The organism is Microbacterium sp. NPDC077644, assembly GCF_040702785.1.
GTDB lineage: Bacteria > Actinomycetota > Actinomycetes > Actinomycetales > Microbacteriaceae > Microbacterium.
Genome location: NZ_JBFBME010000001.1, coordinates 1,085,768 through 1,108,059 on the forward strand (window position 1 = coordinate 1,085,768; position 22,292 = coordinate 1,108,059).

Below are 22,292 nucleotides of genomic sequence, written 5' to 3' on the forward strand. Positions count from 1 at the left end.
GCCTCAGCTTGCTTGCGGAATGTCTGAGGCTGAGTACCGTTAGATCCATCAGGCATCCGAAAGCCGTACTGGAGGCAGAAAAATGAGCAAGGCGCAGACCGTTTCCACCACAGCCAGCGACCCGACCGTTGCCGCAGCGGCGGCCCAGTTCCTCTCCCCCGTCGTCCTCGGGCTGCAGGCGCTGACGATCAGCGGAAAGCAGGCCCACTGGCACGTCCGCGGCGCGAACTTCATCGGCGTCCATGAACTCCTCGACTCGGTCGTCGCGAATGCCGGCGGCTTCGCCGACACGGCCGCGGAGCGCATCGTCGCCCTCGGTCTCCCGATCGACGCCCGCGTCAAGGCCGTCGCCGAGAAGGGCGCGTCGTCCGCTGTTCCCGCCGGCTTCACGCAGTCAGCAGAATTGATCCGCAATGTCATCGCGGACATCGATGCGATCCTCGTCGACACCAAGGCGGCCATCGACGGTCTCGACGAGGTCGACCTGACCAGCCAGGACGTCGCGATCGAGATCATGCGCGGTCTCGAGAAGGACCGCTGGTTCCTCCTCGCGCACATCGCTGAGTAAGCACCGCGCTTCACTGTCCGCAGAAAACGGCACCGGTTCTCCGGTGCCGTTTTCTGCTGTCGCTCAGCCGACGCCGTTCTCGATCGCAGCCTTCAGAGCTGCGGTGTACTGCGGCGCGAGAGTGTCGACGAACGTCACGGTGAGGTGATCCTGGTCGCGGTAGAGGCTCGCGCCGCCCACGACCGGGAAGCACGTGTCGTCATCGCAGTACACGTCGGTGAAGTCGAGCAGCGTGACGCCTTCGGCGCCCTCGGCGGCATCCCGGATCGGGTCGTGCTCGACGAGCACGTCGGAGCGCGCACCGTTGCAGTCGGCCTGCGCGCGCGTACGGAGGCACTTGTTCGGGTCGGTCTCCCACCCGGGGTTGTCGACGACGGTGACGACCGGGATGCCCCGGTCCGTCATCGACGACCATGCCTCGCGGTATCCCGCGACGGCGGCGTCGAACGCCGAGTCGTGGCCGGCGGCCGAGTACGGCGTGTTGGAGATCGCTGCAGTGAAGACCGCGTCGAACTCGCTGTCTGCGAGCTTCGACTCGACGCCGGCGCGCCAGTCGGCGCAGGCGGCGCCGAACGATCCGGCGGTCGACAGCGGCGTCGTGTTCCAGGGGCACGCGCCCTTGAAATACGTCGTCAGGTGCCAGCCCTCACGCTCCGCGATGCTCTCGAACGTGGACAGCAGCTGATAGGCGTGGCTGTCGCCGACGAGCGCGATGCGCGGCGCATCCGGGGCGTCGGAGCCGAACTCGCACGACACGGGCCGTGAGTCGTTGAGCTGGATGAAGCACTGCGGCTCGTCCGGGCGGTCCGCGCCGGCGAACCCGGGTGCGGGCAGGATCGTGTCGGGCGCGTCTCCGGTGCAGGATTCGTCCAGAATGCTCGCCGCTCCGAAGCACGCAGGCGGGTTCTCGCGCACGTCCTGGATCGCCTGGACTCCCTGCTGGTACGTCGGGGCGTTGACAGCCCAGCCGCCGGCGGCGACGGCCGCGACGAGGACCATCGCACCCAGCGAAGCCCAGAGCGTGACACGCGGCCTGCGGGAGGTCAGCGGCTTCCAGGAGCGGACAGGATCCTCCACGAACCTCTTGGTCAGCCAGGCGAGCACGAAGCAGATGACCAGCAGCGCGACGCGATGGTAGATCGTCAGGCCCCAGAACGGCACGGACGGCGCGATGATGATGAGCGGCCAGTGCCAGAGGTACAGGCTGTACGAGATGTCGCCGGTGAACCGCATGGGACGGATCGCGAGGAGCCGGGTGGGATACCACCAGCGCTCCGTGTTGGATGCCGCGATGATCGCGGCGGCGCCGAGGGTCGGCAGCAGCGCCATGTAGCCGGGGAACGGCGTCTGACCGTCGAAGGTGAAGGCGGTGTATAGCAGGACGAGGATGCCCGCCCAGCCGAGCACGAAGCTGACGATCGCGTTGCTGACGCGAAGCCTCGGCACGAGCGCGATCAGCGCGCCCACTCCGAACTGCCACATGCGCCCGAACGTCACGAAGTACGCCGGCGCCGGGTCGGTGATCGTGTAGACCACGCAGAAGATGAAAGACGCCGCCGAGACCACGCCGATCGCGATGATCGCCGCGCGCAGACGGGAACCGCGGAAGAACTTCACCGCGATCCATGCCGCGAGCAGCATGATGAGCGGCCACAGGACGTAGAACTGCTCTTCCAGCGAGAGCGACCAGTAGTGCTGGACGGTCGTGGGCTCGCCGGTGAGCGCGAGGTAGTCGGCGGAGTTGAACGCCAGGTACCAGTTCTCGACGTAGAACGTCGAGGCGAGGATCTCGCGCACCTCGGCGGGCATCGCCGACGTCGGAGTCAGCAGCGGCGTGGCCGCGGCCACAGCGCAGAACAGCAGGACCAGGAGCGACGCCGGCAGCAGACGCCGGGCGCGGCGCGCCCAGAACTGGCCGAGGTTGACGGTTCCCGTCGAGGTGAGCTCGCGCGCGAGGTGCGCCGTGATCAGGAAGCCCGAGATGACGAAGAAGATGTCGACCCCGACGTATCCGCCGCTGAGGCGCCCCGGCCAGAAGTGGTAGAGCACCACGAAGAGCACCGCGATCGCGCGGAGACCCTGGACATGCGGGATGAAACGGCTGGATGCGGCGTGCTCCGGAGACCGGTCACGTCGGAGCCGGGCGCGGGCGGGCGAGGGCGTCTGCGGGGCGGATGTCACCTTACGACGGTACCTGGTGCATCGCGGAACGCGTGACGCCGCCCCGCGTCGTTCCGCGACCGCTCAGAGCCTGCTGATCCAGGCGTGGCCGGGGATCGTGCGTTCGAGCGCACCGCGCAACCAGTCCCGCCGACGTCCGTCCAGGTGCGGAGTCGTGGCGGAGAAGTCGGCATCGTCCTTGGGCCGCTGGCCCCTCGCCTTGTACAGGAGTTGGATCTCGGGCTGGAGATAACGGATTCCGTCGCGCTCCCAGAGCGCATCGCCCAGCGGCATGCGGATGCTCGGGTCTCGCCGATAGATCCACTCCTGGGCTGTTCCCGGCGAGAGGAGGATGTCGTACTCCCACGGATGCTCGGCGGTGCGTCTCGTCCAGAGCTGGTGCGTGCCGTCCGGGAGCACGTCGTCCGCGTCGGCATCCGGTCGGTCATCAGGAAGGAGAGGCCACAGTGCCCCGGATGCGGCCGTCCACACGTGAAGCCGCTCGGCGAGGTGACGACGCAGCAGAGGCAGCTCCGCGCTCAGAACGCTGGGGTCGAGATCCTCATGGTGCCGCTCCACGCCGGTGAAGGCCTGCAGCGCCCACCCGCCGGCGATCCACCAAACTCCGCGGTAGCCGTCGAAGAGTCCGGCGGCATCCTGCGGCGTGCGTGAGGCCCAGCGGCCGTAGACCGCCACGAACTCGGAATCGCTCAGCATCGCTCCAGGCTACGGTCAACGCGATCCCGCATGGCGCACGCGACCGTGTTCAGAACGGCGCAGGTTCGGGGATGCGTTCCTGCATATCCTCGAAGGTCACGCTCGTCACCATGCCAGGGGGCCGGTCGACGTGGATCCTGCCGGTGGGGCTGGTCCATTCCAGACTCCCACCGCCGAGTTGTCGGACCTTCCACGGGGTGCAGTGCTTCGTGACGTGATGTCGCCGGCACAGGTCGGAGAGATTGCCGACCTCTGTCGCACCGCCCAGCGCGTAGTCGATGGTGTGGTCGCCGTCGCACAGTCGCGCGAGCATCCGGCACCCGGGGAACCGGCAGCGACGATCCCGCGCTCGCAGGTACCGCCGCATCTCGGCGGACGGCCGGTACCGGTCGACGGCGAGAACCGATCCGGTGCACGGATCCGTGAGCACGCGATCGAAGCCCGGCGCATTGCCCGTGAGGATCCGCGCCGTCGCAGGATCGATCGGACCGACGCCTTCGAGATGCGCTGCCGCCGCGTGGTCGTCGGCATCCGTCAGCGTCAGCACCGGCACGGTCACGTCGATATGCGCTGTGATCTCGCCGAGCAGGCCGTCTTCTGTGCTGTGCCCCGTCGGCGTACCCGTGAGCACGAGATCGGCAAGAAGATCGAAGCGGAGCTGAGCGGTGGTGCGCTGATCGGCGAATTCGTCCGCCGGGATCCCGTCGGCGGTCTTCGCGTTCTCTGTTTTCACGGCCGCAGCCATCTGCGTCAGCCGATCGTGCTCTGCGTGGATGATGGCGCTCGGCCCGTACTGCACGAGTTCGGCCATGCCGTCTTCACGCGAACGGACCCACGCGCCCCGCTTCTCGCGCGCCTCGCGATGCCGCTCGGTGAACGAGAGCTCGCGCATCTGCTCCGCAGTCTGCTTGACGAAGGGGCGAAGCCGATTCGGCGACTCCGCCTCGGCCCGCGGCACGACCGCCGACTCGAACCGCGCCCGCGCCTCGGAGGTTTCGATCGGGACTCCGGCTTCGAGGATGATGCGCACATGCGACAGCGAGATGCGCCCGGACCCGAAGGACGCTGCCGTGCGCGGGAAGTCGCGCACGAGCAACGCAGCATCGCCCATCTGGCCCTCGACGACGCGGTCACTGATGCGCAGGACGGCGGCGATCTCGGCTGCCACCGCCCGATGCGCCAGCTCACGCGAATCGACGGAGTCGAAGGGCTCGTCGTCGGCGATCCGCGCGGCCGTCGCGAGCATGGTCGTCTTGACCGCGACCAATTGGTTGATGGTCTGATCGACCGACGCGATCGTGCCGACGAGGTCGTCAAGGAGAGCGTTGAGCTCCGGTGACGTCATCGCTTCGGTGGCCATGCATCCATTCAACTCGGGGCCACCGACATTCGAATACAGATTCGACTCCAACCTTCAACCTCAGGTTGAAGTCGGTTCACCCCGAGTGCGTGACCCGCCCGCCGAGCAGAGTCGCCACCACCGGCATTCGGCGCACAGTCCCCTCCGATGCCGTGCGCGGATCCGCAGCGCACACCACCAGATCGGCGCGCTCCCCCGGCCTGACGGCGCTCCGGACACTCGCACGGATCGCCTCGTCGAACGAGAGACGCTCCTCGGCATGCCATGCATCCCGTTCATCGTCCGTGCGGTGCACGGCCGCGGCGATCGCGTGCCACGGATCCAGAGGCGCCACGGGGGCGTCAGACCCCAGACGCAGCTCGACCCCCGCTCGGAGCAGAGTGGCCATCGGATAACCGAGTGACGTCTGCTCCGCCCAGTACGCGCCGGCGACGTCGCGGTCGTCCAGGGCGTGCTGGGGCTGGATGCTCGCCGAAAGTCCGAGACGCGCGATCCGCGCGACGTCCGCGTGGCGGACGAGCTGCGCGTGCTCGATGGTCCCGGTCGCTCCGGTCGTCGTCACCGCGTCCAGCGCCGAAGACACGGCACGGTCTCCGATCGCGTGCAGAGCGACGCCGAGCCCGCTCCCGGTGGCGCGGGTGAGCAGATCCACGAGCTCGTCCGGCGAGACGTTGAGCACGCCGTGGTCGGCCTCCTCGCCCGGGTACGGCTGCGAGCACGCCGCCGTGCGCGTGCCGAGCGATCCGTCCGTGATCACCTTGAGCGAGCCGATGTGCACGAGCCCGTCGCATCCGTCCAGGGCCTCACCGGTGCGGAGCCCCTCCGCGATCGCCCGCGAGAGGTCCGCGGGGTACACGGCGAACTCGACGCGCTGCGAAGCGAATCCGCCGTCGACGCGCCGCCGCCAGGCGTCGGCATTCCACGCCAGGTCGAAATCCACGAGACCCGTCACGCCGCGCGAAGCCGCCACGTCGCCGGCCGCCGCCACCGCCCGATCGCCGCGGGCTGGATCGACGGCGTTCAGCCGCTTCGAGATCTCGAAGGCATCGTCCTCGCGCAGCATCCCGTCCGGCGAGTCGAAGCCCTCGCGCGCGAGGGCGGCCGAGTTCAGCCAGACGCTGTGCACGTCGGCGTTGATGAGGTACGTCGGCGCAGCGCCTGTCGCGGCATCCAGGACCGGCAGCGACGGCGCGTCCGGCCACAGCGCATCACGGAATCCGACGCCGATCCGGCGACCGTCCGCGAGCGGTGCCGCCGTCGCCATGCGCGCCGCGGCATCCGCCGCCGACGCCGTCTCCCGCAGCGCGACACGCTCGGACGCGAGTGCCCACTGCAGCGTGTGCACATGGTTGTCCCACAGGCCGGGTACGACCCAGGAACCCTGTGCGTCGATCGCCTCGCCTGCGACCGGAAGCGCTCCGGCAGGAGCGATGTCGACGATGCGCTCCCCCGCCAGGTGGATGTCGACGGGCTCGTCGCTCGGCAGATGCTCCTGCCCCGGGCCGACGATCCGCGCGTTTCGGATCGCGGACACTCCGTCGGATGCCGTCATGCCTGCTGCGCCCGTGCGGCCAGGCGAGCATCGTGCGCGCGCCGCATCTCGGCCGCCAGCGCGGGATTCGGATGGGACTCATCGCGCGACAGCTCGAGGATCACGTTCTCGATGATCTCGTCGGGCTTGTTCTGGCTGAGCTTGCGCTTGGCCGTCACCCGCGTGGGCGTCAGACGGAACCCGATCGTCCCTCCTTCGAGCCGGCGCACGAACGCCTCGTCGTTGGGCGGCGTCCACATGCCGCGCGGAGACGGGAAGCGGTTCTCGAAGTGGTCGACGAGATGCTCCAGGACCCGGAGATTCTCCTCGGCATCCAGCACCTCGGGGACCCCGGACAGGTGCACGGCCACGTAGTTCCAGGTCGGCACGGCGGCCACGTCGCCGTACCAGCCCGGCGAGATGTAGCCGTGCGGGCCCTGGAAGATCACCATGAGCTGCTGCTCGGGACGGCCCAGACCCAGCACCAGGTCGTCCGGGCGCCCGACGTGGCCGACGACCGTGAGGTCGTCGCGCTCCGGGTCGAGCAGGATCGCGTAGTGCGACGCGGTCATGCCGTCGGCATCCCGACCGACGAGCGTGGCCCACGGGTTCTCGCCGATGACACGGCGCAGCTCGGCCACATCGGTCATCGCGAAGCTCGGATTCTGGCGCATGGCTCCAGCCTAAGCGCCCGGCGAGGGCGAGCGCCGAGCGGGGCTCAGCGCTGCTTCGGCAGCGGGATGGCCTGCGTCTTCCACTCGTCCCAGCCGGGTGTGCCGGCCATGAACGCGTCGATCTGCTCCTGCGACGCCTCGAGCTTCGGATCGTTGCGCAGATACTGCTTCGTCTCGCGCGCGATCAGTCCCGACAGCACGAGCAGGCCGATGAGGTTCGGCAGCGCCATCAGTCCGTTCATGACGTCCGAGAACGCCCACACCACGCCGAGCTGGACGGTGCAGCCGATGTAGACGACCAGGGAGAACACGATCCGGAACGGCATGACCGCGCGGCGTCCGAACAGTCGCTCGACGTTGCGTTCGCCGTAGTACGACCAGCCGAGGATCGTGGAGCCGGCGAACATGACGAGACCGATCGTGACGATGTAATGGCCCCATTCACCGGGCAGCCCGTGCGAGAAGGCCTCACCGGTCATGAGCGCCGCACTGATCTGCTCGCCCGTCTCGGGATCGGTCATGTTCCAGACGCCGGTGGTGACGATCACCAGACCCGTGCACGTGACCACGATGATCGTGTCGATGAACGTCTGCGTCATCGACACGAGACCCTGGCGGACCGGATGGCTGGTCTTGGCGGCCGCCGCCGCGATGGCGGCCGAGCCCATGCCCGACTCGTTCGAGAAGATTCCGCGTGCGACGCCGAACTGGACGGCGATGATGATCGCCGAGCCGGCGAAGCCGCCGATCGGCGCCGTGCCCGTGAACGCGTCGGTGAAGATCAGACCGAACGCGGCCGGCACGTCGCCGATGTTGGCGATGAGGATGTACAGCGCGCCGAGGACGTAGAAGATGATCATGATCGGCACGAGACCCGCGGTCACCCGGCCGATGGACTTGATGCCGCCGACGAGCACGATCAGCGCGAACGCGGTCAGCACGAGACCGGTGACCCAGGTCGGAACGCTGAAACTGTTCTCCATGTTCGTGGCGATCGAGTTGCCCTGCGTCATGTTGCCGATGCCGAAGCAGGCGAAGACGGCGGCGATCGCGAAGAACAGGGCGAGGACCTTGCCGAAGCGGTTCGGGATGCCGCGTTCGAGGTAGTACTGCGGGCCACCGCTCTTCTCGCCCGCGTCGTCCGTCTTGCGGAACCGGACGCCGAGGAACGCCTCCGAGTACTTCGACGCCATGCCGAGTAGGCCTGTGATCCACATCCAGAACAGCGCGCCGGGGCCGCCGATGCCGATCGCCGTCGCGACGCCGACGATGTTGCCCGTGCCGACGGTCGCTGCGAGGGCGGTCGTGAGCGCCTGGAACTGCGAGATGTCGCCGTCCGAGCCCGGGTCCTTGCGCTTGATCAGCCCGAGACGGAGCGCCGCGCCGAGCCGGATGAACTGCAGTCCTCCCAGGCGGATAGTCAGGTACAGACCGGTTCCCAGCAGCAGCGGGATGAGGAGCCACGGGCCCCAGATCCATCCCGAGAGCGTTTCCAGAGCTGTCTGAAGGCCGGTGAGATCCATGAGGCTCCTGTCAGTGCCGCGGTGCAGAGAACAGGCTCCACCTAATCACGCCTGGCAGCGGGGACACCAGTACAGCTTGCGCGCGCCGAGTTCTTCGAGAACGATCTCCGTGCCGCATGTGCGACACGGGAGCCCTGCCCGGTGATACACCCAGTGGCGGTCATCGCGGCTCGCCATCGCGGCGCGGTAATCCTGCGGCGAGAGGTCGTCCATCGTCATCATCTGGCCGGTCTCGACGCCGATCGGCAGCAGGCGCGCCCAGTCGCGCCAGAGCTCGCGGACGATCTCCTCCGGCACGTGCTTGCCCGGCGTGTGCGGGTTCAGCCGCGCGCGGTAGAGCATCTCGGCGCGGTACACGTTGCCGATGCCGCTGACCACCGACTGGTCCATGAGCAGCAGCGCGATCGGCACGCCGCGGCGACGCACGGCGCGGACGAAGCGCTCCTCGTTCTCGGCCGGATCGCCCACGAGCGGATCAGGACCGAGCTTGGCGACCGTTGCGAGCATCTCGTCCGGTGTCTGGAGCTCGCACGCGGTGGGCCCGCGCAGGTCGGCGGCCGTGATGTCGGTCATCAGCCGCAGCCGCACCTGGCCGACGACCGGGGGCGGCCACTCGGCGCCCTCGTCGGCGAGCCCCTTGGTCTGCTCCGACATGCGCACGTGCACGCGGGTGCGGCGCGGTGCGCCGATGGATGCCAGCGAGTTCTCGCCGGCGTCGTCGAGGATCGCGGCATCCAGATCGGTTCCGCGCTGGTTCGTCTGGCCCATACGGCCGTTGGCGGAGGCGATCGTCGGATCGAGCAGGATCTCGCCGGCGAAATCCCACGCTCCGTAGAGTCCGAGGTGCACGCGCAGCCAGAGGTCGCCCTCGGCCTCGAGGAACATCTGCTTGCCGACCGCCTTGACGCCGACCGCCGTCCGCCCGTCGAGCACCGCGGCACCCTCGGCGAAGCGGCCCTGCGGACTCGAGGCCGACATCGTCCTGCCGACGAAGTTGCGATCGAACTGCCGGGCGATCCGGTGGACGGAGTGACCCTCGGGCATGTCAGGCTCGCGGGTCGGGCAGCAGGGATCCGTCGCGCTCGAAATCAGCGATCTGACCGATCCGTCGCACGTGGCGCTCGTCGTTCGAGAACGGCGTTCTGATGAACCGCTCGATGAACGAGACGACCTCCTCGAAGGTGTGCTGGCGCGCACCGATCGAGATCACGTTGGCGTCGTTGTGCTCGCGGGCGAGCTCGGCCGTCGAGAGGTTCCAGACGAGGGCGGCACGGATGCCCTGGACCTTGTTCGCCGCGATCTGCTCACCGTTTCCCGAGCCGCCGAAGACCACACCGAGCGCCTCGACGCCCGCGGACTGATCGGCGACGACGGCCTGCGCTGCGCGGATGCAGAACGCCGGATAGTCGTCGAGGGCGTCGTATTCGACGGGTCCGTGGTCGACGACCTCGTGGCCCAGCGAGCGCAGGTGGTCCTGCAGCCGGGTGGAGAACTCGAGCCCTGCGTGATCGGTGGCGATGTGGATGCGCATGCAGACCATCCTAGGAGCGGTCAGGGCACGAGCCCGGAGGCTGCGGGCTTGAACCCGAGCCGCACGTTCTCGCAGTCGCCGGGGCGCGCGATGTCGTACCAGGGCCCGAGTGCGCTCACGTGCGGACGCTGCGCCGCAGGCGTTCCCTCCACACGCTCCAGCACGAGATCGATCAGACCTGATACGAACGCGGGGTGGATGCCGGGCGTCGGCGTGCGCACGGCGAGCAGCCCCGCCTCCTGTGCGCTCTCGATGGCCTCGGTGTCGAGATCCCAGAGCACTTCCATGTGGTCGCTGACGAAGCCGAGAGGCACGATGACGACAGCCTTCGCGCCCGCGGCCGGCAGCTCCGCGATCACGTCGTTGATGTCGGGCTCGAGCCAGGGCTGGGTGGGCGGGCCGGAACGCGACTGGAAGACCAGCTGCCAGGGGACGGTCGTGCCCCCCGTCACAGCGCCGAGCTTCTCGACGATGTGCTCGGCGACGGCGCGGTGCTGCGCGACGTATGCGCCGCCCTCGCCCCAGTCGACATCGCGGGGACCGGAGCGCTCGGCATCCGCCGTCGGGATGGAGTGCGTCGAGAAGAGGACGTGGATGTCGGATGCCGCGATGCCCTGCTCCAGGAACGACGCGACTGCGGCATCCACGCCTTCCTGGAAGGGAGCGACGAAGCCGGGGTGATCGAAGAACAGCCGCACCTTGTCCGCGGTGACCCGGTCTTCGAGGCCGGCATCCGTGATCGCGCGCGCGATGTCCTCGCGGTACTGACGATCGCTGGAATACGAGCTGTAGGCGCTGGTGGCGAGCACGAGAAGCGTGCGATGCCCGTCCTCCGCAGCCTGCGCGAAGGCGTCCTCGAGGTAGGGAGCCCAGTTGCGGTTGCCCCAGTAGACCGGCAGATCGATGCCGCGCGAGGCGAGTTCGGCCTCGAGCGCGGCCTTCAGCTGACGGTTCTGCTCGTTGATCGGGCTGACGCCCCCGAAGTGCCGGTAGTGATGGGCGACCTCTTCGAGCCGCTCGTCGGGGATGCCGCGGCCACGGGTCACATTGCGCAGGAACGGGATGACGTCGTCCTGGCCCTCCGGGCCGCCGAAGCTCGCGAGCACGACAGCGTCGTAGTCGACCGGGGTCTCGACGAACTCGGCACCGCTGGCGGCGGCGGGCGAGGCGAAGGGAACAGGACTCTGATCGGGAGCAGTCACTCCCCCATCCTCGCATCTCCGCGCGCACCCCCGCGCAGTCCTGGCGTAGGCTGTCATGGTTGCCGTCGGCGCCAGCAGCGTCGACCCGAGGCGACACCCCCCGAACCCCTGGGAGAAACAGCTGTGCCTGGAGAGAACCTCACCCGTATCGAAGCGCAGGAGCGCCGCGAGCTCATCGAGACTCAGTCTTACGAGATCTCGCTCGATCTGACCAAGGGCGCCGAGGTCTTCGGCTCGCGCAGCGTGGTCCGCTTCACCGCGAAGCCCGGCAGCTTCACCTTCATCGACCTGATCGCCCGCGACGTGCGCGAGATCTCGCTCAACGGCGAGCTGCTGGATCCCGCCGAGGTGTTCGCGGAGTCGCGGATCGCGCTGACCGACCTGCAGGCCGAGAACGTGCTCGTCGTCGATGCCGATTGCCTCTACACCAACACGGGCGAGGGCCTGCACCGCTTCGTCGACCCGGTCGACGGCGAGGTCTACCTCTACTCGCAGTTCGAGGTGCCCGACTCCCGGCGCGTGTTCGCTGTCTTCGAGCAGCCCGATCTGAAGGCCACCTTCCAGTTCACGGTCACCGCACCCGACACCTGGAAGGTCGTCTCGAACTCCCCGACCCCCGAGCCCATCAATCACGACGAGAGCAGCACGGCGACCTGGGGCTTCGAGCCCACGCCGCGCATCTCGTCGTACATCACCGCGATCATCGCCGGCCCGTACGAGTCGACGTTCTCCGAGCTGACGAGCGCCGACGGCCGTGTCATCCCGCTCGGCGTGTACGGCCGCAAGAGCCTGTGGGAGCACCTCGACGCCGACTACATCTTCGACAAGACCCGCGAGGGCTTCGCGTACTACGAGGAGAAGTTCGGCGTCCCGTACCCGTTCGCCAAGTACGACCAGCTCTTCGTCCCCGAGTTCAATGCGGGCGCCATGGAGAACGCCGGTGCGGTGACCTTCACCGAGACCTACGTGTTCCGCAGCAAGGTCACCGACGCCGTCAAGGAGCGCCGCGTCGTCACGATCCTGCACGAGCTCGCGCACATGTGGTTCGGCGACCTCGTCACCATGAAGTGGTGGAACGACCTCTGGCTGAACGAGTCGTTCGCGGAGTGGGCGTCGACCATCGCCACGGCTGAGGCCACCGAGTGGACCGAGGCGTGGACGACCTTCAACGCGATGGAGAAGACCTGGGCGTACCGCCAGGATCAACTCCCGTCCACCCACCCCATCACGGCCGAGATCAACGATCTCGAAGACGTGCAGGTGAACTTCGACGGCATCACGTATGCCAAGGGCGGATCCGTCCTCAAGCAGCTCGCCGCCTGGGTCGGCATCGACGCGTTCTTCGCCGGCGTCGGCCAGTACTTCCAGAAGCACTCGTGGGGAAACACCGAGCTCAGCGACCTGCTCACCGAGCTCGAGGCCACCAGCGGCCGCGAGCTGACGACCTGGTCGAAGAAGTGGCTCGAGACCGCGGGCGTCAACACCCTCTCGCCGGTCATCGCCGACGACGCGGACGGCGTGATCTCGCGCTTCGCGATCACGCAGACCGCCCCGGCCGACTACCCGACCATCCGACCGCACCGTCTGGGCATCGGCTTCTACAACCTCACCGGCGGCGCGCTCACCCGCACCCACTACGTGGAGATCGACGTCGACGGCGACCGCACCGAGGTGCCGGAGCTGCAGGGCCTGAAGCGCCCGGACCTCGTCCTGCTCAACGACAACGACCTCGCCTACGCGAAGATCCGCCTCGACGAGCGCTCGCTCGAGACCGCGATCGCGCACCTCGCCGATGTCTCCGACCCGCTCGCCCGCTCGCTCGTGTGGGGCGCCGCCTGGGACCAGACCCGCGACGCCGAGAGTGCGGCATCCGACTACATCGACCTCGTCCTGGGCAACATCGGCCGCGAGACGGAGTCGACCACGGTCCGCACCACTCTCGCCCAGCTGCGCACGGCCGCGAACCTGTACGTCGCCCCCGAAGCCCGTGGCGCCGCGCGTTCGAAGATCGCGGACGGCCTGTGGGAGCTCGCCCAGGGCGCGCAGGCCGGTAGCGACAGCCAGCTGCAGTTCGTCACCGCGTTCGCCTCGTCCCTCGTCAGCGCCGAGCACGCCGGCATCGTCGGACGCCTGCGCTCGGGCGAGGAGACGCTGCCCGGCCTCGAGATCGACACCGACCTGTCATGGCAGCTGCTCGTCGGCCTCGCGTCCGTCGGAGCGACGGACGCGGCAGCCATCGACGCCGCACTCGCAGGTGACAACACCTCGAAGGGCGCCGAATTCGCCGCCCAGGCCAGGGCCGCGCTCCCCACGGCCGAGGACAAGCGCACGGCATGGGCATCGCTGGTCGACAACGCCGACCTCCCGAACACGATCATCCGCTCAGCCGCGCTCGGCTTCGTGCACCCGAACAGCACCGAGGTCCTCGGCGAATTCGTGCAGCGCTACTTCGACATGCTCGTGCCGGTCTGGGAATCGCGCACCTATCAGATCGCGAACTACCTGATCGTCGGCCTGTACCCCACGCCCCTCGCGAACGCCGAGCTGCGCGATGCGACCCGCGCGTGGCTGTCGGCGAACAGCGACGCGGCACCGGCGCTGCGGCGCCTGGTCAGCGAGGGTCTCGCAGACGTCGAGCGCGCGCTGTCGGCGCAGGCACGGGATGCCGAGGACGCGTCCTGACTCAGGGTTCGCAGACCTCCGATCAGTAGGATCGAAGGGTGTTGGACATCCCGTTTGAGACCGCGCCCGCACCTCAGCTGCCGTCGTGGCTGGTGGACTTCTGGTCGCGCACGCTCGCCTGGCTCATCGAGGCCGGCGGGAATCTGCTGAACGTCCTGCTGATCATCGTGATCTGCGTCGCGATCGCGTTCGCTCTGCGCTTCGTGATCCGCCGGGTCGTGCACCGCATCGTCGACAGCGCGAAGTCGAAGGCCAACGTCGAGGACACGCAGGCGCTGGAGCGCTCGCCGCTGTCGGACATGCGGCTCGTGCAGCGCACCCGGACGCTCGGGACCATCCTGCAGAACATCGTGAACGTCACGGTCGGCATCGTCGGCATCGTGCTGATCACGAACGCGCTCGCACCGGACCTCGTCGGCTCGCTCACCCTGCTCACCGCCGCGCTGGGCGCCGGCCTCGGCTTCGGCGCCCAGAACATCGTCAAGGACGTGCTGAACGGGCTGTTCATCGTCGCGGAGGACCAGATCGGCATCGGCGACATGGTCGACATGGGCCTCGCCTCAGGCGTCGTCGAGTACGTCGCCGTCCGGATCACGCACGTGCGCGACGTCAACGGCACGCTCTGGTACGTCCGCAACGGCGAGGTCACCCGGATCGGAAACATGTCGCAGGGATGGGCGCGTGCCATCGTCGACATCGGCGTCCCCGTCGACGCCGATGTCCCGGTCGTCGAGGAGGCTCTGCTGGAAGCCGCGCAGGGGCTTGCCAAGGACCCGAAGTGGCGCACCCGCATCATCGAGCGCCCCGAGGTCTGGGGTCTGGAGTCCATGGACGGAGATGCTCTCGTCATCCGCGTCGTCATGAAGACGCGGGCGACCGCGATGGACGACGTCGCGCACGAGCTGCGGATGCGCCTGAAGGATGCCGTCGAGAAGCTCGACCTCGCCGTCCCCTCCCTGGCATCGGTCGTGCCCGAGGGCACCGCGGGCGCACGGCGGGTGCGCGGTGCGAACCCGCCCAAGACCCGCCCGAATGCCGTGACCGGTGTGCCCCCGGCACGGGGCATCTGGCGCAAGAAGAACCCGAAGCAGCAGCCGGAGCCACCGGAGTCGAAGCCATGACGTTCTACGACGAGGTCGGCGGACACGCGACCTTCGAGCGGATCGTCGACGTCTTCTATCGCGAGGTCGCCCTCGACCCCGTCCTGAAGCCGATGTACCCGGAAGAGGACCTCGGACCCGCCGCCGAGCGGCTGACGATGTTCCTTGTGCAGTACTGGGGAGGGCCTGCGACGTACGGTGAGCGGCGCGGGCATCCGCGGCTGCGCATGCGGCACATGCCGTTCCGCGTCGACCCCGACGCCCGGGACCGCTGGCTGCGCTGCATGCGCATCGCCGTGGACGAGGCCGAGCTCTCGCCGCTGCACGAGGCGACGCTCTGGGACTACCTCGAGCGGGCCGCATATGCCATGGTGAACACCATGGAGCGGTCCGGCATCGGCCCTGCTCCCGGCGGGCGGCAGACGCTCGAGACGCGAAGCACCAGTCAGGATTCAACGGAGAACGCATGACGACCACCCCCGTGTCCGCAGACGTCCTGGTCATCGGATGGGGGTTGTCGGGCCTTGTCGCGGCGGCTGAGGCGACCGCTGCCGGCAAGACCGTGATCATCCTCGACCAGGAGCCCCGCTCGAACCTGGGCGGACAAGCCTGGTGGTCCTTCGGCGGCCTGTTCTTCATCGATTCGCCCGAGCAGCGCCGGATGGGCGTGAAGGACTCGCTCGAGCTGGCGTCCCAGGACTGGTTCGGCAATGCGGGCTTCGACCGCGAGGAGGACGAGTGGCCGCGCCGGTGGGCGCAGGCGTACCTCGAGTTCGCAGCGGGCGAGAAACGCGCATGGCTGCGCGAGCGCGGCGTCGGTTTCTTCCCCGTCGTCGGCTGGGCCGAGCGCGGCGGCTACGGCGCGATGGGCCCAGGCAACTCGGTGCCCCGGTTCCACATCACGTGGGGCACCGGACCCGGCATCGTCGCGCCCTTCGAGGAAGCCGCACGGCGCGCCGAGGATGCCGGGACGCTGACGATCCTCCCCCGCCACCGCGTCACGGAGCTGATGGTCGCAGACGGCGCCGTGGTGGGCGCTCGCGGCGACGTCCTCGCCGACAGCGGGGCCGAGCGAGGCGTGACCTCATCGCGCGATGCCGTCGGCGACTTCGAGGTCACGGCGGGCGCGACGATCGTCGCCTCCGGCGGCATCGGCGGCAATCACGAGCTCGTCCGCTCGGCATGGCCGGAGCAACTCGGCGCCCCGCCCGCGCACATGCTGTCGGGCGTGCCCTCGTACGTCGACGGCTCCATGCAGACGGTCTCAGCGGCAGCCGGCGCCCGCCTGATCAACGGCGACCGCATGTGGCACTACGTGGAGGGCATCCAGAACTGGAACCCGGTCTGGCCGATGCACGGCATCCGCATCCTGCCCGGTCCGTCGTCACTGTGGCTGGACGCAACCGGCAGACGGCTCCCCGTTCCGCTGTTCCCCGGCTTCGACACGCTCGGCACGCTCGAGCACCTGCGCACGACCGGCCACGACCACTCGTGGTTCATCACGTCGCGGCAGATCGTCGAGAAGGAGTTCGCTCTCTCGGGCAGCGAGCAGAACCCCGACCTCACCGGCAAGGACGTGAAACTGCTGCTGAAGTCCCGCCTGGCGAAGGGACCGACCGGACCCGTTCAGGCGTTCCTGGACGAGGGGGCGGACTTCATCGTCGAGAACGACCTCGAGTCGCTGCTCGAGCAGATGCGGCGGCACGACGGCGGCGACGTCCTCGACGTCGACCGGGTGAGGCGCGAGGTCATCGCGCGCGACCGGGAGATGGACAACGACTTCACGAAGGACGCCCAGATCGGGATGCTGCGCTCCATGCGCGGGTACCGGGGCGACAAGCTCATCCGCACCGCGGCGCCGCACCGTCTGCAGGACTCGGCTGCCGGGCCCATGATCGCCGTCAAGCTGCACGTGCTCACCCGCAAGTCGCTCGGAGGCATCAACACGGATCTGGAGGGTCGCGCCCTCGGCTCCGACGGCGCGGTCATCCCCGGACTCTTCGCCGCGGGCGAGGCGAGCGGATTCGGCGGCGGCGGCGTGCACGGCTACCGCGCGCTCGAGGGCACCTTCCTCGGCGGATGCCTGTTCTCGGGGCGTCAGGCCGGCCGCGCCGCGGCGCGCTGAGCCTACTGCCCGGTCGCGGGGCCGGTCGATGCGCCGGTGGGCCGCACAGCGGTCAGACCGCTGGCGACGGGACCGCGTGCCAGGACGTGACCGCGGCGGAATCCGAGCCGGGTCCACCGACCGGACCGCGTCACGGGCACCTGCTCCTCCCCCGAGATGAATCCGAAGGCGTGGGCTGCGAATGCGACACCGCGCGGCAGTCCGTCGAGGTGCTCATCCGGCTCGCCCCAGATCGCCGCGCGCAGCGCGCGGACGGCCTCTTCACCGGAACCGGGGGTGGCGCCGCGTGCGACGGCGGAGATGCCCCACTGCGCCCGCTCGGCCACCGTGGCGGCGCTGACGGCTGCCGCGCGCTCCCAACCGCCGCGCGGGGGTGAGACTCCGGCCCAGGCCGGTGATCGCCCCGTCTCAGGCAGACGCAGCATCCGCTCGTCGTCGTCACGGGTGAGCTCGTCGACGACGATGTCGCATTCGAGCTCGGGGTCGGCATGCACGATGCGCATCGCGAGGATCGTGGGCGTCTGGTCGAACAGTCCCTGCGGCGCGAGCGCCGCAGCGGTCAGCGCGAGAACACCGCCGTGCGCCTGCAGACGGACACCATCGTCCGAGATCTGAGCTGCACGCCCGACGAAGGTGAGCACATCGCTCGCGGTTCCGGAATCGGCGAGGACGAGGCGTGGCTGCACACGTTCCAAACTACCGGGTTCTCTAGACTGGGAGGGTGCGATGGACGTCGCGGGGAGGAGCGCCGATGAGCGCAGAGGCACAGGCTCGGGCATCCGTCGATCAACTCCTCGACGTGCTGGATCTGGATGCGAGTCGGGCCAGGACCACGGAGGACATCTTCACCGGCCGCTCGCACAGCATGCCGACCGGTCGCATCTATGGCGGCCAGGTACTCGGGCAGTCGCTCCTCGCCGCCGAGCGCACGATGCCGCCCGACCGCGCTGCCCATTCGATGCACGGCTACTTCCTGCGCCCCGGTGACTCGGCGCAGGGCGTCACGATCTCGGTCGATCGCATCCACGACGGCCGCTCCTTCTCGACGCGGCGCGCCCAGGCTTATCAGAACGGCGTGCCGATCTTCTCGATGATCGCCTCATTCCAGGACGAGGCTCCGGGGCTCGAGCATGCGGCGCCGATGCCGACCGGCATCCCGGAGCCTGAGGACCTTCTCCCCGATGAGGACCTCGTGAGCGGAGCGGGAGCGACGGCCCTGCGCATGCTCACCGAACGGCCGGTCGACACGCGGCACGTGCAGTCCCCGATCTATCTCACCGCCGATGGGGAGCGCGCGGCACACCAGGCGGTGTGGATGCGGATGCGCGCCCCGATGCCCGATGATCAGCGGCTGCACAGGGCCGCGCTCGCGTATCTCAGCGACATGACGATCCAGGAGTCGATCCTGCGCGCGCACGGCATCGCATGGGCCACGCCCGGCCTGAAGGTCGCGAGCCTCGACCACGCGATGTGGTGGCACCGCCCCGTGCGCGTGGACGATTGGATGCTGTTCGTGCAGAAGTCCCCGAACGCACGAGGCGGCCGGGGCCTGGCGACAGGGCGCATCTACTCCCGCGACGGGGTTCTCGCAGCCAGCGTGACGCAGGAGATCATGATCCGCGTTCCGGAGGCCGGCTGACCGCTGCCGCTATCGGCGGTGGGTGTAGACGATCGGTTCGCCGAGGTAGGGGTCCCACGCCTCGCGCATCTCGTCCGTCAGGCGCGTGGGCCGGCCGGACTGCGCGTCCACGAGGACGACGACAGCCGTCGATCGGGCGTAGAGGACGCGTTCGGGGTTCGACGGGTCGTTGAACACCTCGTAGCAGACCTCGATGCTCGAGCCACCGAGCTTGCCGAACCACATCTGCACCTCGAGCGGGTGCCGCTGGTAGGGCACCGGGGCGAAGTACTCGATCTCCTGACGGGCGATCAGCGTGAGCACACCCTGATCGATACCGGATTCCAGGACCGCCGTCTCCGGAGCCTCCTCCCCCGGGCCCGCCTTCCAGAACGCGCGCACGCGCGCCTCCTCGAGGAGTTTGAGCATCGAGGTGTTGTTGACGTGGTTGAACGCGTCCAGGTCGCCCCATCGCAGGTGGATGGGGATGTGCAGGCGGTTTCCGGCGCCTGCGGTCGAGGCTTCAGTCACGGGTCAGCTTGCGGTGCGTGGAGCGGTGCGGGTTCGCGGCGTCCGGTCCGAGGCGCTCGATCTTGTTCTTCTCGTACGCCTCGAAGTTACCCTCGAACCAGTGCCACTGCGCCGGATCCTCGTCAGTGCCCTCGTAGGCGAGGATGTGGGTCGCGATGCGGTCGAGGAACCACCGGTCGTGGGTGATGACGACGGCGCAGCCGGGGAACTCGAGCAGGGCGTTCTCGAGCGAGCTCAGAGTCTCGACGTCGAGGTCGTTGGTCGGCTCGTCGAGCAGCAGCAGGTTACCGCCCTCCTTCAGGGTGAGGGCGAGGTTGAGACGGTTGCGCTCACCACCGGAGAGCACGCCCGCCTTCTTCTGCTGGTCCGGCCCCTTGAATCCGAACTTCGACACGTACGCGCGCGAGGGGATCTCGGTCTTGCCCACCGTGATGAAGTCGAGGCCGTCGGACACGACCTCCCACAGCGTCTTCTCCGGGTCGATGTTCGCGCGGGACTGGTCGACGTAGCTGATCTTGACGGTCTCGCCGATCTTCAGGTCGCCGCCGTCGAGAGGCTCCAGGCCCACGATCGTCTTGAACAGCGTGGTCTTGCCGACGCCGTTGGCGCCGATGATGCCGACGATGCCGTTGGGCGGAAGGCTGAAGCTCAGGCCGTCGATGAGAACCCGGTCGCCGAAGCCCTTCTTGAGGTTCTTCGCCTCGATGACGACATTGCCCAGGCGGGGCCCCGCCGGAATCTGGATCTCCTCGAAGTCGAGCTTCCTGGTGCGCTCCGCCTCGGCAGCCATCTCCTCGTAGCGGGCCAGGCGCGCCTTGGACTTGGTCTGGCGGCCCTTGGCGCTCGATCGCACCCAGTCGAGCTCGTCCTTGAGTCGCTTGGCGAGCTTGGCGTCCTTCTTGCCCTGGATGTCGAGTCGCTCGGCCTTCTTCTCGAGGTAGGTCGAGTAGTTGCCCTCGTATCCGATGAGGCGCCCGCGGTCGACCTCGGCGATCCACTCGGCGACGTTGTCGAGGAAGTACCTGTCGTGCGTGATCGCGATGACCGCGCCCTTGTACGACTTCAGGTGCTGCTCGAGCCAGAGCACGCTCTCGGCATCGAGGTGGTTGGTGGGCTCGTCGAGCAGCAGCAGGTCCGGCTTCTGCAGGAGCAGCTTGGCGAGGGCGACTCGCCGCTTCTCACCACCGGACAGCGGGGCAATCGCGGCATCCCCCGGCGGGGTGCGCAGCGCGTCCATGGCCTGCTCGAGCTGGGAGTCGAGGTCCCATCCGTCCGCGGCGTCGATCTCCTCCTGCAGCACGCCCATCTCGGCCAGGAGCGTGTCGAAGTCGGCGTCGGGGTCTGCCATCTGCGCCGAGATCTCGTTGAAGCGGTCGAGCTTCGCCTTGATCGCGACGCCGTCCTGCACGTTCTCGAGCACGGTCTTGGTCTCGTCGAGCTCCGGCTCCTGCATGAGGATGCCGACGCTGAATCCGGGCGTGAGCTTCGCCTCGCCGTTGGACGGAGTGTCGAGCCCCGCCATGATCTTAAGGATCGTGGACTTACCGGCTCCGTTCGGGCCGACCATGCCGATCTTCGCCCCGGGGAGGAACGACATCGTCACGTCATCGAGGATGAGCTTCTCGCCCACCGCCTTGCGCGCACGAACCATCGAGTAGATGTACTCAGCCACCGAGAACCGCTCCTTCTGTCAGCGTCGAGAATCGACTCTCCAGCCTACCGGCTCCGCGTCACCAGTCGATCGGGCGGGTCTGCCCCACCAGGCACCGTCCTTCGGCGAGCTGATCCATGACCATCGTGACCGGTTCTCCCGTGGAGGGTCCGACCTGCCCGACCAGGCACTGACGGTCACCCCATCGGACGGAGAACTGGATGCTCTCGGCGGCGTTGCCGACGGTCGTGAGATCCTCGGTGACCTGCATCGCGGCCTTGTCGAAACCGGCGTCGACGAGAGCATCGATGTACGCGCGCCCGGACGAGCTGCCGGTCTGAGCCCACACGCCTGCCGTGACCTCTGCGAACAACGGCAGATTCTCCTCGGCCGTGCCGTCCGGGTGCAGGACGGGCGTGTCCGGTGTCGCCGCCGGCTCGTCCGTCGCCGCCGGGGCTTCCGTCGCCGTTCGGGTCGGCGACGGGCTGGGGGCGACGCTGGGCGTGCACGCTGCGAACCCCCACGATCCTCCCGCGAGAAGTGCGACGACGGCGATGCGCGCGCGGAGGACGGCGGGTCGACGGGTCACGCTCCGATCCTATGCGCGTCCCGTCGACCGGGGCTGACCGCACGCGCCTGCACCGCGCGCGCTCAGACTGTGACGTTCCACACCTCGGCGCGCTCTTCGGACGTCGGCTCGATGAAGTCGTCTTCGAGCGGACCGGCGTCCTCGTCCTGTGCGGAGGCAGCAGCATCCGCGCGGGCCGGAGTCGGCTTCGAGGCGTTCGCCGTCGGCGCCTTCGCGAAGGCAGCCGTGCCCCAGCGCAGATCGTGTCCGATCGCGTCCGCCTCGATGTCGGCGCTCATCCCCTTCTTCCCTCCGCTCTCCCACTCGCGCAGCTTGAGGCGCCCGGTAACGATCACGGCATCGCCCGAGCGCAGCGACACCTTCGCGTGCTCGGCGAGACGCCGGAATGCCGAGACGTTGTACCAGTTCGTCCCGGTCTCGACGAAAGTCTGGTTCTTCGCGTCGTACCAGCCCTGCGGGCTCGCGACGCGGAAGTTCAGGACGGGCACGCCGCCCGCCGTTCCGCGGTTGGGGTCGCCGCCGACGCGGCCATGGATCGTCACAGTGTCGTTCATCTTTTCTCCTTCGTGGTCCGGGTGAGCCCGGGTCACCTCAGAGTGCTACGGGTCGCCGACCTGCATTGCGCCCGATCCCGCTGCCAGTGGAGAAGTTGCGTCCCTACCCCATCGGTGCAGGGCGGGTGAGTGATGCCCGCAGATCGAATGTCCGTGGTCGGTCATATGTTCGAATC

20 protein-coding genes are annotated in these 22,292 nt (G+C 68.6%); 6 read left to right on the top strand and 14 right to left on the bottom strand.

Annotated features, from left to right (window positions below):
- Positions 1 to 82 precede the first annotated feature (82 nt).
- A complete protein-coding gene (locus tag AB0269_RS05235; RefSeq protein ID WP_230102801.1) occupies positions 83 to 568 on the top strand; it encodes a DNA starvation/stationary phase protection protein in 486 nt (161 codons plus the stop codon).
- A gap of 63 nt (positions 569 to 631) precedes the next feature.
- Here AB0269_RS05235 and AB0269_RS05240 read toward each other — a convergent pair whose 3' ends face one another.
- The 9 genes from AB0269_RS05240 to AB0269_RS05280 form a co-directional block, all read right to left on the bottom strand.
- On the bottom strand, positions 632 to 2,749 hold the full coding sequence (locus AB0269_RS05240) for an acyltransferase family protein (protein WP_366210182.1): 2,118 nt from the start codon (positions 2,747 to 2,749) through the stop codon (positions 632 to 634).
- A gap of 63 nt (positions 2,750 to 2,812) precedes the next feature.
- On the bottom strand, positions 2,813 to 3,445 hold the full coding sequence (locus tag AB0269_RS05245) for a hypothetical protein (protein ID WP_366210183.1): 633 nt from the start codon (positions 3,443 to 3,445) through the stop codon (positions 2,813 to 2,815).
- A gap of 49 nt (positions 3,446 to 3,494) precedes the next feature.
- Entirely contained in the window at positions 3,495 to 4,805 is a 1,311-nt protein-coding gene (locus AB0269_RS05250; RefSeq protein WP_366210184.1) for a DUF222 domain-containing protein, read from the bottom strand.
- A gap of 76 nt (positions 4,806 to 4,881) precedes the next feature.
- Positions 4,882 to 6,357 (bottom strand): amidohydrolase family protein, encoded by a 1,476-nt coding sequence (locus AB0269_RS05255; protein WP_366210185.1) that lies wholly within the window; start codon positions 6,355 to 6,357, stop codon positions 4,882 to 4,884.
- On the bottom strand, positions 6,354 to 7,010 hold the full coding sequence (locus tag AB0269_RS05260; RefSeq protein ID WP_366210186.1) for an FMN-binding negative transcriptional regulator: 657 nt from the start codon (positions 7,008 to 7,010) through the stop codon (positions 6,354 to 6,356). Before AB0269_RS05260 ends, AB0269_RS05255 begins: the two co-directional genes overlap by 4 nt.
- A 44-nt stretch (positions 7,011 to 7,054) precedes the next feature.
- Entirely contained in the window at positions 7,055 to 8,533 is a 1,479-nt protein-coding gene (locus AB0269_RS05265) for a sodium:alanine symporter family protein (protein WP_366210187.1), read from the bottom strand.
- Positions 8,534 to 8,578: 45 nt separating this feature from the next.
- Positions 8,579 to 9,577, bottom strand: coding sequence for a DNA-formamidopyrimidine glycosylase family protein (locus AB0269_RS05270; protein WP_366210188.1), 999 nt, complete (start codon positions 9,575 to 9,577; stop codon positions 8,579 to 8,581).
- Between the two features lies 1 nt (position 9,578).
- A complete protein-coding gene (locus AB0269_RS05275; RefSeq protein WP_366210189.1) occupies positions 9,579 to 10,064 on the bottom strand; it encodes a ribose-5-phosphate isomerase in 486 nt (161 codons plus the stop codon).
- A gap of 20 nt (positions 10,065 to 10,084) precedes the next feature.
- Positions 10,085 to 11,266, bottom strand: a complete 1,182-nt coding sequence (locus AB0269_RS05280; RefSeq protein WP_366210190.1) for a ferrochelatase — start codon at positions 11,264 to 11,266, stop codon at positions 10,085 to 10,087.
- 123 nt (positions 11,267 to 11,389) lie between these two features.
- Here AB0269_RS05280 and pepN point away from each other — a divergent pair, with 123 nt between their 5' ends.
- Genes pepN through AB0269_RS05300 form a run of 4 tightly spaced genes read left to right on the top strand, consistent with a single transcriptional unit; the run spans position 11,390 to position 17,173 of the window.
- Entirely contained in the window at positions 11,390 to 13,948 is a 2,559-nt protein-coding gene (pepN, locus tag AB0269_RS05285; RefSeq protein WP_366210191.1) for an aminopeptidase N, read from the top strand.
- Positions 13,949 to 13,989: 41 nt separating this feature from the next.
- Positions 13,990 to 15,069 carry a mechanosensitive ion channel family protein gene (locus AB0269_RS05290; protein ID WP_366210509.1) on the top strand — a complete coding sequence of 360 codons (1,080 nt, stop codon included), beginning with the start codon at positions 13,990 to 13,992 and terminating at the stop codon, positions 15,067 to 15,069.
- Complete coding sequence (locus AB0269_RS05295; RefSeq protein ID WP_366210192.1) at positions 15,066 to 15,518, top strand: globin; 453 nt, start codon at positions 15,066 to 15,068, stop codon at positions 15,516 to 15,518. The genes AB0269_RS05290 and AB0269_RS05295 overlap by 4 nt, the downstream gene beginning before the upstream one ends.
- Complete coding sequence (locus AB0269_RS05300; protein ID WP_366210193.1) at positions 15,515 to 17,173, top strand: FAD-binding dehydrogenase; 1,659 nt, start codon at positions 15,515 to 15,517, stop codon at positions 17,171 to 17,173. The genes AB0269_RS05295 and AB0269_RS05300 overlap by 4 nt, the downstream gene beginning before the upstream one ends.
- 2 nt (positions 17,174 to 17,175) lie before the next feature.
- Here the strand turns inward: AB0269_RS05300 and AB0269_RS05305 are convergent, their stop codons facing one another.
- Positions 17,176 to 17,859: a hypothetical protein gene (locus tag AB0269_RS05305; RefSeq protein WP_366210194.1), complete on the bottom strand. Its 684-nt coding sequence runs from the start codon at positions 17,857 to 17,859 to the stop codon at positions 17,176 to 17,178.
- A 65-nt stretch (positions 17,860 to 17,924) separates the two neighbouring features.
- On the opposite strand from AB0269_RS05305, the gene AB0269_RS05310 reads away from it, so the two are divergent.
- Entirely contained in the window at positions 17,925 to 18,812 is an 888-nt protein-coding gene (locus AB0269_RS05310; protein WP_366210195.1) for an acyl-CoA thioesterase II, read from the top strand.
- Positions 18,813 to 18,821: 9 nt separating this feature from the next.
- On the opposite strand, the gene AB0269_RS05315 is transcribed toward AB0269_RS05310, so the two are convergent.
- The 4 genes from AB0269_RS05315 to AB0269_RS05330 all read right to left on the bottom strand — a co-directional run bounded on the left by AB0269_RS05315 (position 18,822) and on the right by AB0269_RS05330 (position 22,116).
- Positions 18,822 to 19,322, bottom strand: coding sequence for a thioesterase family protein (locus AB0269_RS05315; RefSeq protein WP_366210196.1), 501 nt, complete (start codon positions 19,320 to 19,322; stop codon positions 18,822 to 18,824).
- Positions 19,315 to 20,994: an energy-dependent translational throttle protein EttA gene (gene ettA, locus AB0269_RS05320; RefSeq protein WP_366210197.1), complete on the bottom strand. Its 1,680-nt coding sequence runs from the start codon at positions 20,992 to 20,994 to the stop codon at positions 19,315 to 19,317. The genes AB0269_RS05315 and ettA overlap by 8 nt, the downstream gene beginning before the upstream one ends.
- 58 nt (positions 20,995 to 21,052) lie before the next feature.
- Positions 21,053 to 21,562: a hypothetical protein gene (locus AB0269_RS05325; protein ID WP_366210198.1), complete on the bottom strand. Its 510-nt coding sequence runs from the start codon at positions 21,560 to 21,562 to the stop codon at positions 21,053 to 21,055.
- Positions 21,563 to 21,624: 62 nt separating this feature from the next.
- Positions 21,625 to 22,116, bottom strand: a complete 492-nt coding sequence (locus tag AB0269_RS05330; RefSeq protein WP_366210199.1) for a single-stranded DNA-binding protein — start codon at positions 22,114 to 22,116, stop codon at positions 21,625 to 21,627.
- Positions 22,117 to 22,292: the final 176 nt, after the last annotated feature.

Excerpts from the sequence above, each read along its gene's own strand:
- AB0269_RS05235 (WP_230102801.1), top strand. The coding sequence starts at position 83 with ATGAGCAAGGCGCAGACCGTTTCCACCACAGCCAGCGACCCGACCGTT.
- AB0269_RS05245 (WP_366210183.1), bottom strand. The coding sequence starts at position 3,445 with ATGCTGAGCGATTCCGAGTTCGTGGCGGTCTACGGCCGCTGGGCCTCA.
- AB0269_RS05250 (WP_366210184.1), bottom strand. The coding sequence starts at position 4,805 with ATGGCCACCGAAGCGATGACGTCACCGGAGCTCAACGCTCTCCTTGAC.
- AB0269_RS05255 (WP_366210185.1), bottom strand. The coding sequence starts at position 6,357 with ATGACGGCATCCGACGGAGTGTCCGCGATCCGAAACGCGCGGATCGTC.
- AB0269_RS05260 (WP_366210186.1), bottom strand. The coding sequence starts at position 7,010 with ATGCGCCAGAATCCGAGCTTCGCGATGACCGATGTGGCCGAGCTGCGC.
- AB0269_RS05265 (WP_366210187.1), bottom strand. The coding sequence starts at position 8,533 with ATGGATCTCACCGGCCTTCAGACAGCTCTGGAAACGCTCTCGGGATGG.
- AB0269_RS05270 (WP_366210188.1), bottom strand. The coding sequence starts at position 9,577 with ATGCCCGAGGGTCACTCCGTCCACCGGATCGCCCGGCAGTTCGATCGC.
- AB0269_RS05275 (WP_366210189.1), bottom strand. The coding sequence starts at position 10,064 with ATGCGCATCCACATCGCCACCGATCACGCAGGGCTCGAGTTCTCCACC.
- AB0269_RS05295 (WP_366210192.1), top strand. The coding sequence starts at position 15,066 with ATGACGTTCTACGACGAGGTCGGCGGACACGCGACCTTCGAGCGGATC.
- AB0269_RS05300 (WP_366210193.1), top strand. The coding sequence starts at position 15,515 with ATGACGACCACCCCCGTGTCCGCAGACGTCCTGGTCATCGGATGGGGG.
- AB0269_RS05310 (WP_366210195.1), top strand. The coding sequence starts at position 17,925 with ATGAGCGCAGAGGCACAGGCTCGGGCATCCGTCGATCAACTCCTCGAC.
- AB0269_RS05330 (WP_366210199.1), bottom strand. The coding sequence starts at position 22,116 with ATGAACGACACTGTGACGATCCATGGCCGCGTCGGCGGCGACCCCAAC.